The organism is Gimibacter soli (genome assembly GCF_028463845.1).
Classification (GTDB): Bacteria; Pseudomonadota; Alphaproteobacteria; order Sphingomonadales; family Kordiimonadaceae; genus Gimibacter; species Gimibacter soli.
The window spans coordinates 3,052,259-3,067,167 of sequence record NZ_CP116805.1 but is presented as its reverse complement, the minus strand read 5'-3'; the positions used below and the strand labels follow the sequence as shown (position 1 = coordinate 3,067,167).

Here is a 14,909-nt window from a genome sequence, read left to right as displayed (position 1 = left end):
ATGCGGTCCCCCTATCAGCGCGACGCAACAGTGGCGGATTCTGCGGCCGACTCGTTTTCCACGGTGCGGATGATGGGCACAACATGCATGCCATCGAAGGCCGAATGCACGGGCGACACGACAACGCGTTCACCGGCTGCAACGCCTTCGGAGACAAGCAGCGTGTCGACCGACGTGGAAACGATCTCCACCGGGCGGATTTCAAGCTTGTCATCCTTGTTGATGACATAGACCTTGTCTTCACCACGGAGCGCCACGCGGGGCATCACAAGGGCTGCCCGCGAGCTGGTGCCGGCGATTTCAGCGTTCACGAAAAGGCCAACCGCAAGCGGCATGCCCATATCGGCGCTTTTGCCATAAGGGTCCTGAACTTCAGCGACCGCGTAGATCAGGCGGGTGTCTTTGTCGACGTCGGCAAGCGTGCGGACAAGCGAGCCTTCCCAGACATGCTGGCGACCGCCAAGCGTTGCCGAAAGGGTAACAACCGGCGCGGGGTTGTTGGTGTTGGCGTTGAAGCCGATCGGCAGGCCGAGTTCGGCAATCTGGCTGTCGGTCAGCGGCAGCTTGATTTCGACAACATCGGTCGCGAACACGCGGCCGATCGAGGTGCCGGCATTCACCACCTGGCCAACGCCGATGTTGCGGGCAACCACACGGCCATTGAAGGGCACGGTGATGCGGGTACGGCTGAGGGCAAGCTGCGCTTCGGCCAGATCGGCTTCAGCAGCGCGGAGCTTGGCTTCGGCTTCAGCGACCTGCGGCTTGTTCAGCGCCAGCGGGGTCGGCTCGCCGTCCTTCACCCAGTCTTTCCACTGCTTCTGCTTGATTTCGGCGTCGGCCAGTTCCTGATCGAGCTTCACGCGCGCTTCGGCGATGCGGGCGCGGGCGCGGGTCACCGCCAGCTCATAGTCCGCGGGGTCGATCTGGACCAGAACATCGCCCGGACGGAAGGTGCCGCCAGCCGCGAACGCGTCCGAAACCTTCACAATACGGCCTGAAACCTGCGGGATCAGGTCGATCTGCGTTTTTGCGCTGACTTCGCCTTGCGTTTTCACGCCGACGGTCACGGTTTCAGAGCGCACTTCATCGACATAAAGTGACGTCGGGCGGGGCTTGTCTTCGTTTTTTTCGGGTTGCGGCTTGGTGGCATCCAGAATCTGGAATGCTGCCACACCAGCCACCAGCACCGCGATAGGTGCTGCGACTTTGAGAATCTTCCTCACTGTGTCCTCGCTTTCGCTGTTTGCGGGCTCTTTTTCGAGCCCTGTTGTTTATGTCAGCAGGTATATATCAAATCTATATACATGTCACGGCTAAATGTCGGGGCGGGACTATATCAGTCCGATGTATGCCCTATCGTAACCGTTGTCATGTTCGTGCTTCCCTTAAACCCCAAGTCTTTCTATGATGTTGCACTGGGCGGTTCCGAATTTTCAAACCGCTCCTGCGCCAACCCTTTCCGGGGGAGTATTGTGTCGATCGAGCTGGAATTCAGGGACGGTCTCGCCGTCCTTCTCGATTCACTTGCTGAAGGCATTCTGGTCGTATCGGAAGATGCGGTGCTTTTTGCCAATGGGCGCCTCTATGAAATTCTCGGGCTGCAGGCCGGTGGACGGAAGCTGGCGGACGTCGATCTGCGCCGCTGGGTCCATCCTGAAGACGCCGACGGGTTAGATGCGATCCTGTCACCTGATGGTTGTGATGCTGGTGCCGGCTTCCATGAAATCAGGGTGATCGACGGCGAGAATCGCCTGCGCTGGCTTTCTTGTGGCCCCCGCGCCACGCTGTGGGGTGGTCGCAAGGCTGTTGTCTGCAGCATCACGGATGTAACTGAGACAGTGCAGGAGCGCGAAGGGCGGGCACGTTCGGAAGCCTTGTTCCGTAATGTCTTTCGCCTGATGCCCGATGCCATGTCGCTATCCAGCCTCAAGGACGGTCGCTTCCTTGATGTTAACCCCAGTTTCCTCAATGTCCTTGGCCGCCGGCGCGACGACGTGATCGGCAAGACGGCCGAGGAAATCTGCATGTGGGCAGATCCCATGTTCAACAGCCGCTTCTCGGAAGAGCTGAAGATGACGGCTTCGATGACCGATGTGCCAGCCACCGTGCTGGCGCGTGGCAATGTGATCCGCCATTTCCGCCTCTTCGCCCAGAAGATCGAAACCGCGCCGGAACCGGTGCTGTTGCTGATCGGTCGCGACGTGACCGAAGACATCGTGCAGGCGCAGGAACTGGCCCGCAGCCGCGACACGGCCGAGATCGCCAATCGCGCGAAATCCGAGTTCCTGGCGAACATGAGCCATGAGCTCAGGACGCCGCTCAATGCCATTCTCGGCTTCTCGGAGATTCTGGCCGAACAGATGTTGGGGCCGATTGGCATGGCCCGCTATGCCGAATATGCCCGCGATATCCACAACAGCGGCACGCACCTCCTGTCCATCATCAACGATATCCTCGATCTGTCGAAGGTGGAGGCCGGCCGACTGGAAGCTTCGCTTACCTGGATCGATCCGGTTGAAAGCTTCGATCTGGTCACGCACCTGATGGAGCAGCGCGCCGAAAACGGCGGCGTCACGCTGGTGCGCGATATCGACGACAGCATCTATGTGGAAGCGGACGAACGCCTGTTCCGGCAGATATGCCTCAACCTGCTGTCGAACGCCGTGAAATTCACCGAAGCCGGCGGCACGGTAACCCTGAAGTTCGAACGCACCCTCGGCCGCGGTGCGGCGCTGATTGTGGAAGATACCGGCATCGGCATGACGGCGGATGAAATCCGTGTCGCCAAGCGGCCCTTCGGGCAAGTGGACAGTGGCCTTGCCCGCAACCATGAAGGCTCGGGCCTCGGCCTGCCGCTGGTGATCGCCTTTGCTGACAAGATGGGGGCAACGGTCGGGATCGACAGCGTGCCGCGTGTCGGCACCTCGATCAGCGTTGTTTTCCCGGGCGACAAGGTGAAGCCCAAGAAATCCAAGCACGAACAGCAGTAGGCGGCGGGTCAAGCCTCTTCGGGACGGCGAGGGGTCAGTGCGCGGCTCCAGATCCTGATCGGGTGCGCCAGCTGGCCGGAAACGCCTTTGCCAGCGGCCTCGGTCACGCCCAGCGGCTCGCGGCAGGGGCCGGGCACATAATAGGTGCCGAAAAGCTGGTCGAAGATCGAAAAGACGGTCGCGAAATTGCTGCCGACGCCTGCCCCTTCCCGAACATGATGCCAGCGGTGCATGGCAGGTGAAACGAAGAAGCGCCCGAGCGGGCCGTAGGTCCAAGGCAGGTCGGCATGGATGAACATGCCATAATAGTGCCGGACAAGGCTGTTGATGACGACGGCCCATGCCGGGAAGCCGAGGGCCGCAAGCACAAAGCCGTCGATCAGGGCAGTGGTCAGCCGGTTCACCGGATGAAAGCGGAAGATCGCGAGAAACGTCATGGCGCGGTCGCTGTGATGCATCACATGCGCGGGCCACAATAGCCTGCTGTGTTCCAGCCGGTGCCGGAAATAGCTGGTCGCGTCACCTGCGAAAACCGCCAGAAACGCCGTCAGGGGAATGCCGATTAGCGCATAGGTTTCGGGCGTCAGGCCGGGGATCAGGCTATCCGGCATGGCCAGCCGCATCTGATACACGAGCATCACGATAATCGGCGTCACAAACAGGACGTCGATGGCAAAGACGGTGAGATTGAACCGTGTTTCTTCCCTTAAAGGGGCGATCCCGGCGCGCAGCCTGCGCCAGTTGACGAGGAGCCCGAGCGGTACGAAGAAACAGGCCGCCAGCAGCAGGTCGAGTGTCGCGCCTTCCAGCCGTTCCCATCCTGCAATCATCAGGTCCATATGCCGTCTCGCCTTATTTGTCCTCGCTGCCGCGCTGTTTGCGCCGGGCCGCGAGGTTTGCCTTCAAGCGGTCTAGCAGCCCGTCCTTAACAATCGGTTTAGGGGACAGGTCGTCGGCATCAAGCGACAGGCCAACCTCCGTGATGCGGTGGCGGTCGTCGACATGACGGACGATCAGGTCCACCGGGCCGTAGGCGACCCGGTCGGCGCGTTCCAGAAGGCCGTGATGTTCGCGCTTGATGGCGCCGGCGACGGTCACTTCCTCGTCGCCTTTCTTGAGCGGGAAGCCATATAGCCGGGCAACATCGGCGAGCAGCGCATCAGGCGACAGGATGAAGTCCCCGAACAGGTCACGGTCATGGTCGTCCGCAGCAGGCCCGGCGAAAAGCTGGTCCAGAAGCCCGGCCCGGCCGGGTGCGGTGACGACATAAAGGTGATCGCCCGCCTTGATGTTGCCGGCCATGTGGGACTGCAGCAGTTGCCGGTCCCGCAAGATCAGGGACGGCATGGCCCAGCGCGGGATCAGCTCGCCCTTGGCGACCCGGCTTTGGGGATGGACCTTGTAAACAAGGATTTCCTGATCGGTTTCCACGGGCAAGGGCAGGTCGATCCGCTCCACCGGGCCTTCGCGCGGGGGTACGGTCACCTTCAGCCACCGGGCCACCGGGCCGATGCTCCAGCCCTGGATAGCCAGCGAAGCCATCACCACGATGAAAGTGGCATTGAACACCATCTGCGCGCCTTCGATACCAGCCAGAAGCGGCACGATGGCGAGGAGGATCGACACCGCCCCGCGCAGGCCCACCCACGACATGAAGGTGATGTCGGCCCGGCTGAAATCGAAGAACCACATGCAGGCCCATACGGCCACAGGGCGGGCAATGAAAATCAGGATGACCGTCAAAACAAGTGCAGGCACCAGCACGACGCCGAATTCGGACGGCGTGGCCAAAAGCCCCAGCGTGAGGAACATGCCGATTTGCGCCAGCCATGTGGTCACACGCTGGAAGCGGCGGAGCGATCCGGCGTTCCGGAGCGGCACGTTCCCCGCATACAGCCCTGCTACATAAACGGCGAGGAAGGCGCTGCCACCAAGCGTGCCGACAAGCCCGAACAGAGCGAGTGCCGAGCCCAGAAGCACGATGGGGTAAAGGGCCGCATCAAGCTTCACGCGGTTCACAAGCTCGACAATCACAAGCCCGCCGCCGACGCCAAGTGCGATACCGAAACCGATCTGCTGGAACAGGATCTGCACGAAGCTCCATGCCGTGTGCGTCTCGCCCGCGGGGGCGGCAATCAGCTCCACGAGCATGATGGTGAGGAAGATGGCCATCGGGTCGTTCGAGCCCGATTCCACCTCGATGGTGGATTGCATCCGATCACGCAAATGGATGCCACCCAGCCGCAACAGGAAGAAGACGGCAGCGGCGTCCGTGGAGCTTACAATCGCGCCGCAAAGGAGGGCGAGAAGCCAAGGCAGATCAAACAGATAATGCACAGCCGCGCCCATGATGCCGGTGGTCAGCAATACCCCGGCGGTGGCTAGCGTGATGGCAGGCGTGGCGGCGATCTTGAAGCTCGCGAGCTTTGTTTCGAACCCGCTGTCAAAGAGGATCAGCGCAAGCGCGATGGAGCCGATGAAGTAGGCCGTCGCCGCATTGTCGAATTGGATGCCAAGAAGCCCGTCTTCGCCGGCCAGCAGGCCGACGCCAAGGAAGACAAGCAGCAGCGGGGCACCGAAGCGCGAGCTGAAGAGGCTCGTGAATACGGCGATCACGATCAAAAGCGATACGACAAGGATGCCAATGTTGATGGCGTCGATCATAAGGCCCCGGCTGTTCGGTTGCGGGCCACCTGCGCCAGATGCGTGGCGGCCTCTTACCTTATGATCTACCGGGCATTTGCAGTGTGCGCAAATGCTATTGGTGGCTTATGCTTCGCCGCGTTCCCGCGCCACCGCCCGCCAGCCGATGTCGCGGCGGCAGAAGCCTTCGGGCCAGTCGATGATATCGGCGGCGGCATAGGCCTTGGCCTGCGCTTCGGAAACGGTTTTGCCGGTCGCTGTTACGTTCAGCACGCGGCCGCCGGTGGCCAGCACATGGCCGCCTTCCGCCTTGGTGCCTGCGTGGAAGACATGAGCGCCGGTTTTGCCTTCGGCTTCTGAGATCCCTTTGATCTCGCTGCCTTTCTGGTAGGCGCCGGGGTATCCCTTGGCGGCCATGACGATGGTGAGGGCAGGGTCATCCGACCATTCGACGGCAGCGTTCGAAAGGTCGCCGGTGGCCACAGCCATGAGCAGCGGCACGATGTCGCTTTTCATGCGGGTCATCAGGACCTGGCATTCGGGGTCGCCGAAGCGGCAGTTATATTCGATCAGCTCCGGGCCTTTGTCGGTGATCATCAGCCCGGCGAAGAAAACGCCCGTATAGGGGTGGCCCATGTCGGCCATGGCTTTCACGGTCGGCTCGATGATTTCCGCCATCACGCGGTCGCACAGGGCAGGCGTCATCACGGGGGCGGGGCTATAGGCGCCCATGCCGCCGGTGTTGGGGCCGGTGTCGCCGTCGCCCACGCGTTTGTGGTCTTGTGCTGTGGCAAGCGCGAGGGCCGTTTTGCCGTCGCAAAGCGCGAAGAAGCTGGCTTCCTCGCCTTCAAGGAAGGCTTCAACGACCACTTCGGCGCCGGCGTCGCCGAACTCGCCGCTGAACATATCGTCGATGGCTTCAAGCGCTTCCTTGAGCGTCATGGCGACAATCACGCCCTTGCCGGCGGCAAGGCCGTCCGCCTTGATCACGATAGGCGCGCCTTGCTCGGTTACATAGGCCTTGGCGGCGGCAACGTCCGTGAAGCGCTTGTACGCGGCGGTCGGGATGTTGTAGCGGGCGCAGATATCCTTGGTGAAGCCTTTGGAACCCTCAAGCTGGGCTGCCGCCTTGGTGGGCCCGAAGGCCTTGATGTTTGCCGCGCGGAGGTCATCGACAAGGCCGGCAACGAGCGGTGCCTCGGGGCCGACAACAACCAGTTCGATGGCCATTTCGCGGCAGAAGGCGATGATGGCGGCATGGTCGGTTACGTCCAGACCCGCATTGGTGGCGACGGCATCGATCCCGCCGTTGCCGGGGGCGGCATAAAGCGTATCGACCATCGGGCTCTGGCGGATTTTCCAGGCAAGCGCATGTTCCCGGCCGCCCGATCCGATCAGAAGAATATTCATATGCCACCTCGCCAGACTTGAAAGAGCCCGGCAGGCCGCGCCGGGCTTGAAATGCCGGCCCCTTGTAGCATAGGTTCACCATCACTCAAGCCTTTAAGGGGGAACGACAGCAATGGGATACGATGACGAAGGCTGGGGCGGCCAAGGCGCGGAAAACGCGACGAATGCCCATGCCTTCACCGTTTCCGAGCTTTCGAACAATCTGAAGCGCACGGTCGAGGATATCTTCGGCCATGTGCGGGTGCGCGGCGAGCTTTCGGGTGTCAAGCGCGCGGCTTCCGGCCACCTTTATTTCGGCCTCAAGGACGAGAATGCGGTGATGGACGGCGTCTGCTGGGCGGGGCAGGCCCGCAAGCTTGCCTTTAACCCCGAAGACGGGCTTGAGGTGGTTTGCACCGGCAAGCTGACAACATACCCGGCCCGCTCCAAATACCAGATGGTCGTCGAGAAAATGGAGCCAGCCGGCGCCGGCGCCCTGATGGCGCTTCTTGAGGAACGCAAGAAGAAGCTGGCGGCCGAAGGCCTGTTCGAGGTTTCGCGCAAGAAGCCCATCCCCTATCTGCCGCAGGTGATCGGTGTGGTGACGTCGCCGACGGGGGCGGTAATCCGCGATATCCTGCACCGGCTGAGCGACCGTTTCCCGCGCCATGTGATTGTCTGGCCTGTGCTGGTGCAGGGCGAGGGTGCGGCGGGGCAGGTGGCTGCAGCCATCCGGGGTTTCAATGCCATTGATGGCATGGGTGCTGTGCCCCGGCCCGATCTGCTGATCGTGGCGCGCGGCGGTGGCTCCATAGAGGACCTCTGGGCCTTCAACGAGGAAATCGTGGTGCGGGCGGCGGCTGAAAGCACCATTCCGCTGATTTCAGCGGTGGGCCACGAAACCGATACGACGCTGATCGATTACGCCTCCGACCTGCGGGCACCCACCCCTACGGGGGCGGCCGAGATGGCAGTGCCGGTGAAGGCCGATCTCGATTATACGCTTGCCGATTTCGGCAAGCGGCTGGCGTTCCAGCGTGGTCGGCTGATCACCGACCGACGCGAGCGACTGACGCATCTGGCCCGCGCGCTGCCCAAGCCGCGCGATCTTCTGGGGCTCGCCAGCCAGCGCTGTGACGAGCTTTCGGAACGCTTGCCGCGCGCCCTGATGGCCGTGGCGCGCACGCAGGAATCGCGGCTCAATCGGCTCGTCGGGGCACTCAGCCTGTCGTCGCTGAAGCAATCGATCCGCTACCGGAACGAACGCCTGACGAGTGTTTCGGCGCGGCTCAATCCGGCTTATGCCACGAAGCTGGACCGGCTTGGCGAACGGCTGGTGGCGCAGGGCCGAATCCTTGAAAGCCTGTCGTTCGAGCGGGTGCTGGAGCGCGGCTATACGATGGTCACGGACGCTGATGGCCAGCCGGTGACGGCAGCGGCTTCGCTTGGTGCCGGAGACCGTGTCGATGTGCGTTTCCGGGACGGGTCTGTTAGCATGCAGGTCGACGGCGGCGAGGCGGGCGCGAAGTCCGTTGCTGCCCCGAAGCCCAAACCGGCACCGGCACCGAAGCGCAAGGAACCACCCGCCGGACAGGGCAGCCTGTTCTGAAAGGCGCAGTCTGCCGCATTTTTGCCCGCTTTGCCCCGCAGAGAAGGGAAAACAGGCAGCGAGGAGAGGAAAGAATGACAACACGTTACATGCTGACGGCCCTGGCCCTTGTGGCGGCGGCCCCTGCCGTGCAGGCAAGCGATATCGATCTTGAAGGCTATGTCGGCGTTGTCAGCGATTACCGTGACCGCGGCATCAGTCTTTCCGACAAGGATTTCGCCGCCCTCGGGTCAGTTGCTGCCTATCACACCAGCGGGCTTTATGGCGGCATGCTGGCGGCCACTTTTGACGACCGGTTGGGCGGGCAGGTGGAAACCGAGTTTTTCGCGGGCTACCGCGTCGACAAAGGCACCGTGATCTATGATATCTCGGGCGAGCTTGACATGTATCACGGCGACGATGGCACCCGCACGCTGCCGGGCGTTCGTGGCAGCATGGCGCGTGACTTTGGGCTTTTCTTCGTCCGTGGCGGACTTGCCTGGTCGCCCGAAGGGCGCTGGCACACGCCGGATGTGGCAAGCCTTTATGCCTTTTCCGACCTCGAAGTGCCGGTCCCGAACTTGCCCGAGCTGACCTTCGTCACCCGTTTGGGCTATGACATGCGCAGCGATGGCCGCGCCAACCTCTGGGACTGGGGTGTCGGGCTTTCCGCCTTCCTTCTGGATCGGGTAGAACTGACGCTGATGTATGACGATACATCGAAAAACGACCCCCGCGCCTCGGGCACGGTCAGCGTCGGCGCGCGCTTCTATTTCTGAGCCGGGCGGGGTGGTTTTTTATACCGCCTGAGGTGTCTCGTTAACTGGACAATCCCCTGATCCGGGCGTAGTCTTTGCGTCCCGATACATACTCAGCAGGGGTGCTCAATGACTATCAGAACTATGGGCCCCGTGGCGGCTGTTTTTGCCACTGTGGCGATGCTTATTACGCCTTCCTCCGTCCTCGCGAAGGATGTTCAGAAGGTAAAAGACGAAAAATCCGCACAGATTCCCCATTGCGACAAGAAGCTCGGCGCGCTTGCCGTTGTGGAGCCGGAAAACCAGTGGTGGCGCCAGTATGAGCTCGGCAGCCCCGAGGCGCTGATCAAGGTTTTTGTGATGAAATCCGGCTGCTTTACGCTTGTCGATCGCGGCAAGGGCATGGTGGCACTGCAGGCCGAACGTGCGCTTGCCTCGGGCGGCGACCTGCGCCGGGGCTCCAACATCGGGGCAGGCCAGATGAAAGCGGCCGACTATGTGCTGGTGCCTGATCTGGTGTCCTCGAACTCGTCGGCTGGCGGCAACGCCATCGGCGGCCTTGTCGGTGGCCTGCTTGGCGGTCGTACCGCTGGTGCTATCGCCGGCGGGATCAGCATCAAGAAGAAAACGGCAAACGTCGTTCTCACCGTCACCGACGTCCGCTCGTCCGAGCAGGTCGCGATGGTGGAAGGCCATGCCAAGAAGAAAGACCTCGGCTGGGGCGCCGGTGGCGGTCTCTTCTCGGGCGGTTTCCTTGGTGCGGCTGGCGCGTCCGGCTATGAGAATACCGAAATCGGGCAGGTGATCACGCTCGCCTATCTGCAGGCCTACACCGATCTCGTCTCGCAGTTCAGTGCGCTGCCGGACAACGCTTCGGAAGAAAACTTCAGCCAGGCAGTCAATATGGTGAAGCCGGGCCGCATGTATACGACGGCTGACCCGGCGAGCGCCGTTGTGCGCCCCGTTGACCCCGGCATGATGCTGTATCCGACCGGCAACAAGGAAGGCGTGATGTGGGAAGTGGAAGACGAGCTTGGCAACAAGGGCTGGGTTTCCTCGATCCTCTTCGAGCTTGCGAAATAAGCCTTCACCAATCTGCTGATGACAGTGAAAGGGCCCCCGTCGGGGCCCTTTCTTCTTTGGGGTCGTCTTGGGGGGAACTAGCGGAAGAGGGCGAGGATCAGCTGCGGGCCCTGATTGGCAATGGCCAGCGCCTGCAGGCCCAGCTGCTGGCGCACCAGAAGGGCATTATATTCGGCTGACACGCGGGCCATATCGGCATCCACAAGATTGCCGATACCCACATTGATGCTGTCCTGCAGCTTGCCGGTGAATTCCTTCTGGATTTCAAGCCGTTTGGCGCCGGCACCAAGCTTGGAAAGCGCCTCGTTCACATTATCAAGCGAGGTCTCGAGAAGTGCCTGCACGGAGCCCGCGCCTTCGATGCTAGAAATGTTGGAGGTGAGGCTCAGGAGATTGACCGTGTTGCCTTCCAGCGAAAAGTCCTGCGCAGCAATCGTGATGACATTGGCGGCAGAGCCGGTCGAATCCGTAATGGCCTGAATTGAGTTTCCGCCATTCTTCACCGCATTGCGGCCATTGAAGGTGGCGTTGTTGGCAATCGAATTGATTTGGTCGCGCAGCTGGATGAATTCGTCGTTGAGCGACTTGCGGCTGGCGCTATCGAGTCCCGGGTCTTTGGCGGCAACCACCAGTTCCTTCATCTCGATCATCAGGTCGGAAATGGCTTCGCCGGCGGCGAGCGCCACATCAACTTCGGAAAGTGCCCTGTCAATGGAGCCGCGCGCGGCATTGAGCCCGGCGACCTCGCCCCGCATGCGCTGGGCTATGGCAAAAACGGCAGCATTATCCTTGGCGGAAGAAACCTTGAGACCCGTCGCAATCTGCCGCTGCAAGACTTCGAGCCTTGCATTGGTTTTGGACAGCATCTGCAGCGCCAGAAGGGCGCTGGGGTTCGTATTGACCGAGAAGGCCATAACGCGTGTTCTTTCGCTTACCGAACATTTTTGTTCTGGCCGGCCTTTTGCCGACCCGGCCTTTCGTGGCCGATAGGGCGGAGATTATCAGAATTTTCGGGGCGAGGGAATTGGTCGCGTGAGGGGTCAGTTGCCCGCGAGTGCGGTGAGCGCGTCGCCGTCCAGCCGGAAGATGGTCCATTCGTCCATCGGTTTGGCGCCCAGCGATTTGTAGAACTGGATCGAGGGTTCGTTCCAGTCGAGGACCGACCATTCAAAACGGCCGCAATCGCGCTCGACGGCTATTTTGGCGAGATGCTTCAGAAGCGCCTTGCCGGCGCCAGCACCGCGCGCTTCGGGGCGGACATAGAGGTCTTCAAGATAAAGGCCCTGCTTGCCAAGGAAGGTCGAGAAATTGTGGAAGAAGAGGGCGAAGCCCACGTCTTTGCCGCCCAGTGCCGCAATCACCACCTCGGCTTGCGGGCGGTCGCCAAACAGCGCCGCCCCAAGCGTTTCCTCGGTTGCGACCACCAGATGCGACAGGCGCTCATACTCCGCGAGTTCCTTGATGAAAGATAGGATGACGGGTACGTCGGCCTTGCTGCCAAGGCGAATGTCGATCTGGCTCATAGGTCTCCCTCAGTAGGCGAAGTCTGCAAATACGCGGGTCACGTCGCCGCCCCATTCACCGTTATAGCGGTCCATGAGGATATCGGCGGGCGCCTTGCCCGAGCGGGCGGTTTCGAAAAGATCGGCAAGGAAGCCTTGCTCGGTTTCCCCGCAGGTTGATGCCATATTGCGGGCCTTGAGGCCGCTGTCGGCGATCTTCAGCACGTCCAGCGATAGATCCTGCAGGCTGCGTCCCTGGATCGTGGCGTCAAGACCATGCGTCGGCACGTCCACGCGCAGGGCTTCCATGTCGGCGACCGACCAGCCTTTCACAAGGTCATAAGCGGCGGTCTGGGCGTTCGCATCATACAGGAGGCCGACCCAGAAAGCGGGCAGGGCACAAAGGCGCGACCACGGGCCGGCGTCGGCCCCGCGCATTTCCAGATAACGCTTCAGGCGCACTTCCGGGAAGGCGGTGGTCATATGATCCTTGAAGTCTTCCATCGTCGGCTTCTCGCCCGGCAGGGCCGGCAGCTTGCCCGCCATGAAATCGCGGAAGGACTGGCCGGCGGCATTGATATATTTGCCGTCGCGCTTCACGAAATACATCGGTACATCAAGAAGATAGTCGGTATAACGCTCGAAGCCCATGCCGGGCTCGAACACGAAGGGCAGCATGCCGCAGCGGTCGGGGTCGGTATCCGTCCAGATGTGGCTGCGGTAGCTTTTCATGCCATTCGGGCGGCCTTCCTTGAAGGGCGAATTGGCGAAAAGCGCGGTGGCGAGCGGCTGCAGGGCGAGGCTGAGGCGGAACTTTTCCACCATGTCGGCTTCGTCCGCGAAATCGAGGTTCACCTGAACGGTGCAGGTCCTCAGCATCATATCGAGCCCGAGGCTGCCTTTGGTGGGCATATAGGCGCGCATGATATTGTAACGGCCCTTCGGCATCACGGGCACATTCTCGCGCTTCAACACGGGGTGGAAGCCAAGGCCGAGGAAGCCGATGCCGAGTGTTTCGCCAATCGCTTTCACGTCGCGCAGGTGCGCCGAGGTCTCGTTGCAGGTCTCATGCAGCGTTTCCAGGGGAGCACCCGAAAGCTCGAACTGGCCGCCGGGCTCCAGCGTGATGGAAGCGCCGTCCTTTTCGGCGGCGATGATATGGTCGCCTTCGCCGATCCCGTTCCAGCCACGATCCACAAAAGCCTTCAGCACATCATGGATGCCGGGGCGACCATCGGTTCCTTCATAGGCGAGCGGGGCATTGTCGGCACGGTGGAAGACGAACTTTTCGTGCTCCGACCCGATCCGCCAACTGGCACGATCCGGTTTGGAACCGCCTTCCAGATAAGCCGTGAGTTCGGCTTTCGATTCAATGATTGGACCGTACTCTGACATTTCGCTGCCCTCAGGTTTCTATGTTGAAACCCTCATAAGCGCTGAAAGTTGGCCGTACAAGAAATCTTATTTCTCGTCACGGGGTCGTGACGAAAGGAAGGCTAACCCGTGATCGGACGCGTGTCAGAAATGGTAAGGCACGTTGATGCAGCAGGGGTCAGTCGAAAGGTCGATCCCGTACACATGTAGGGTAACGGCGCGGCTGGTGCCACGGTTATACAGCCGGTGGATGCCGCAGGGCTTGGGGTCGACGGCGGCAATGGCGCCTTTCCCGGCTTCGATAAAGTCCGACAGGCGCACCTGATGGGTCTCTTCATTCACCAGTTCGAACATGTCGCAGCCGATGGTGCCCTCGGCCACGCCAACGCAGCCCCAGGCGCGGTGGCCGTGGATGGCGGTCATGGCGCCGGGCAGCCACTCGATGGCGAGCACACTGAAGCGGCCCTTGGGGTCGGTGTGGACGATGTTGCGGCTGTAGCCGCAGTCATTGGCGGGGGAGGTGAGGTGGGGGGCGAGGTCGATCTCGTCGATCATGTCACGCATCAGGGCGGCGACAGTATCTTTCGGGGTGGAGCCGTCGGCGTCGAGCGCTGCAGTCAGGCGAACGATAAAGTCGCTGAGGCTGGTTTGCAGAAAAATAGTATCGCGCGGCATGGCATATTCCCTGAAATCATATTCGCGTCTTGCTGCAATTATGTGGGATACAATACCACCCTATGCCCGAAAAGTGTTTGCGAAGTTCGAATTTATCTCGATAATTTGTAGAAAATGATTCTACTTCCAGTCACCAATCGCGGCTTGCCATAGCGCGACTGCGGCCATGGCTGCAGTATCAGCCCTAAGGATTCGCCGTCCGAGAGAAACTGTTATCGTTTGTGGCATGCGGCGGATCATGGCGCGTTCGGCGTCATCAAACCCACCTTCCGGGCCGATGAGGATGCCCCATGGATCGGTCGTGTTGCTCGCCGTTTCGCGCAGCGCTTCGACGGCACTTTTGCCGGAAAGGTCCTCGTCGCAGAACATTAGGCGGCGGCCTTCGGGCCAATCGGCCAGCAGCTTTTCAAGTTTCTGGGGGTCGGTGTGGGTGGGCACGTCCAGCCGTTCGCACTGTTCGGCGGCTTCCACGGCGTTGGCATGCAGGCGGTCGGTATTCACCCGGCCGGCGTTGGTGCGGCGGGTCATCACCGGCACGATGTGAGAGACGCCAAGCTCGGTCGCTTTCTCGGCGATATAATCAAGCCGCGCGCGTTTGATGGGCGCGAAGCAAAGCCACAGGTCCGGCGAGGCGGCCTGATCCCGAGTGCGGGCCTTGAGGCTGAGTGTGACAGCCTTCTTGGCGATCTCGGCGACCGAGGCTTCCCACTCGCCGTCCCGTCCGTTGAACAGAAGGACGCTGTCGCCGATGCGGGCGCGCATCACGTTGCCCAGATAGTGGGATTGATCGGCCGACAGGGTCACGAGCCCCGCGCCCGGCAGGTCGTCTTCCACAAAAAGCCTGATCCCGCTCATGGCGCGCATCATCGTCTCCCGTTAGGTTCACCCCAAGAACTGCGACGGGGGC

Annotated in this window: 13 protein-coding genes; 4 read left to right on the top strand and 9 right to left on the bottom strand. The window is 61.5% G+C overall.

Features of this window, described 5'->3' with window-relative positions; translation table 11 throughout:
- Positions 1 to 14: 14 nt before the first annotated feature.
- Positions 15 to 1,223, bottom strand: a complete 1,209-nt coding sequence (locus PH603_RS14160; RefSeq protein WP_289503207.1) for an efflux RND transporter periplasmic adaptor subunit — start codon at positions 1,221 to 1,223, stop codon at positions 15 to 17.
- Positions 1,224 to 1,472: 249 nt separating this feature from the next.
- Here PH603_RS14160 and PH603_RS14155 point away from each other — a divergent pair, with 249 nt between their 5' ends.
- Positions 1,473 to 2,990, top strand: coding sequence for a PAS domain-containing sensor histidine kinase (locus PH603_RS14155; RefSeq protein WP_289503206.1), 1,518 nt, complete (start codon positions 1,473 to 1,475; stop codon positions 2,988 to 2,990).
- Between the two features lie 8 nt (positions 2,991 to 2,998).
- Here the strand turns inward: PH603_RS14155 and PH603_RS14150 are convergent, their stop codons facing one another.
- The 3 genes from PH603_RS14150 to purD form a co-directional block, all read right to left on the bottom strand.
- Complete coding sequence (locus tag PH603_RS14150; protein WP_289503205.1) at positions 2,999 to 3,829, bottom strand: sterol desaturase family protein; 831 nt, start codon at positions 3,827 to 3,829, stop codon at positions 2,999 to 3,001.
- Between the two features lie 13 nt (positions 3,830 to 3,842).
- A complete protein-coding gene (locus tag PH603_RS14145) occupies positions 3,843 to 5,654 on the bottom strand; it encodes a potassium/proton antiporter (RefSeq protein WP_289503203.1) in 1,812 nt (603 codons plus the stop codon).
- A 105-nt stretch (positions 5,655 to 5,759) separates the two neighbouring features.
- Entirely contained in the window at positions 5,760 to 7,043 is a 1,284-nt protein-coding gene (gene purD, locus PH603_RS14140; protein ID WP_289503202.1) for a phosphoribosylamine--glycine ligase, read from the bottom strand.
- A 112-nt stretch (positions 7,044 to 7,155) separates the two neighbouring features.
- Between purD and xseA the strand changes: the two genes are divergently transcribed.
- The 3 genes from xseA (at position 7,156) to PH603_RS14125 (ending at position 10,451) form a co-directional block, all read left to right on the top strand.
- Positions 7,156 to 8,631, top strand: a complete 1,476-nt coding sequence (gene xseA, locus PH603_RS14135) for an exodeoxyribonuclease VII large subunit (RefSeq protein WP_289503201.1) — start codon at positions 7,156 to 7,158, stop codon at positions 8,629 to 8,631.
- 74 nt (positions 8,632 to 8,705) lie between these two features.
- The gene (locus PH603_RS14130; protein ID WP_289503200.1) at positions 8,706 to 9,389 is read left to right on the top strand and encodes a TorF family putative porin; all 684 of its coding nucleotides are present in this window, start codon (positions 8,706 to 8,708) and stop codon (positions 9,387 to 9,389) included.
- Positions 9,390 to 9,497: 108 nt separating this feature from the next.
- On the top strand, positions 9,498 to 10,451 hold the full coding sequence (locus PH603_RS14125; RefSeq protein WP_289503198.1) for a CsgG/HfaB family protein: 954 nt from the start codon (positions 9,498 to 9,500) through the stop codon (positions 10,449 to 10,451).
- Positions 10,452 to 10,528: 77 nt separating this feature from the next.
- On the opposite strand, the gene PH603_RS14120 is transcribed toward PH603_RS14125, so the two are convergent.
- The 5 genes from PH603_RS14120 to PH603_RS14100 all read right to left on the bottom strand — a co-directional run bounded on the left by PH603_RS14120 (position 10,529) and on the right by PH603_RS14100 (position 14,857).
- Positions 10,529 to 11,365 (bottom strand): flagellin, encoded by an 837-nt coding sequence (locus tag PH603_RS14120; RefSeq protein ID WP_289503196.1) that lies wholly within the window; start codon positions 11,363 to 11,365, stop codon positions 10,529 to 10,531.
- Between the two features lie 126 nt (positions 11,366 to 11,491).
- A complete protein-coding gene (locus tag PH603_RS14115; protein ID WP_289503195.1) occupies positions 11,492 to 11,974 on the bottom strand; it encodes a GNAT family N-acetyltransferase in 483 nt (160 codons plus the stop codon).
- A gap of 9 nt (positions 11,975 to 11,983) precedes the next feature.
- The gene (locus tag PH603_RS14110) at positions 11,984 to 13,348 is read right to left on the bottom strand and encodes a glutamate--cysteine ligase (protein WP_289503194.1); all 1,365 of its coding nucleotides are present in this window, start codon (positions 13,346 to 13,348) and stop codon (positions 11,984 to 11,986) included.
- Between the two features lie 123 nt (positions 13,349 to 13,471).
- Positions 13,472 to 14,002, bottom strand: coding sequence for a cysteine dioxygenase family protein (locus PH603_RS14105; protein ID WP_289503192.1), 531 nt, complete (start codon positions 14,000 to 14,002; stop codon positions 13,472 to 13,474).
- A 120-nt stretch (positions 14,003 to 14,122) separates the two neighbouring features.
- Positions 14,123 to 14,857, bottom strand: a complete 735-nt coding sequence (locus tag PH603_RS14100) for a 16S rRNA (uracil(1498)-N(3))-methyltransferase (RefSeq protein WP_289503191.1) — start codon at positions 14,855 to 14,857, stop codon at positions 14,123 to 14,125.
- Positions 14,858 to 14,909: the final 52 nt, after the last annotated feature.

Bases quoted from the DNA above. Each gene is read 5' to 3' on its own strand.
- PH603_RS14150 (WP_289503205.1), bottom strand. From the start codon at position 3,829: ATGGACCTGATGATTGCAGGATGGGAACGGCTGGAAGGCGCGACACTC.
- PH603_RS14145 (WP_289503203.1), bottom strand. From the start codon at position 5,654: ATGATCGACGCCATCAACATTGGCATCCTTGTCGTATCGCTTTTGATC.
- purD (WP_289503202.1), bottom strand. From the start codon at position 7,043: ATGAATATTCTTCTGATCGGATCGGGCGGCCGGGAACATGCGCTTGCC.
- xseA (WP_289503201.1), top strand. From the start codon at position 7,156: ATGGGATACGATGACGAAGGCTGGGGCGGCCAAGGCGCGGAAAACGCG.
- PH603_RS14130 (WP_289503200.1), top strand. From the start codon at position 8,706: ATGACAACACGTTACATGCTGACGGCCCTGGCCCTTGTGGCGGCGGCC.
- PH603_RS14125 (WP_289503198.1), top strand. From the start codon at position 9,498: ATGACTATCAGAACTATGGGCCCCGTGGCGGCTGTTTTTGCCACTGTG.
- PH603_RS14120 (WP_289503196.1), bottom strand. From the start codon at position 11,365: ATGGCCTTCTCGGTCAATACGAACCCCAGCGCCCTTCTGGCGCTGCAG.
- PH603_RS14115 (WP_289503195.1), bottom strand. From the start codon at position 11,974: ATGAGCCAGATCGACATTCGCCTTGGCAGCAAGGCCGACGTACCCGTC.
- PH603_RS14110 (WP_289503194.1), bottom strand. From the start codon at position 13,348: ATGTCAGAGTACGGTCCAATCATTGAATCGAAAGCCGAACTCACGGCT.
- PH603_RS14105 (WP_289503192.1), bottom strand. From the start codon at position 14,002: ATGCCGCGCGATACTATTTTTCTGCAAACCAGCCTCAGCGACTTTATC.
- PH603_RS14100 (WP_289503191.1), bottom strand. From the start codon at position 14,857: ATGAGCGGGATCAGGCTTTTTGTGGAAGACGACCTGCCGGGCGCGGGG.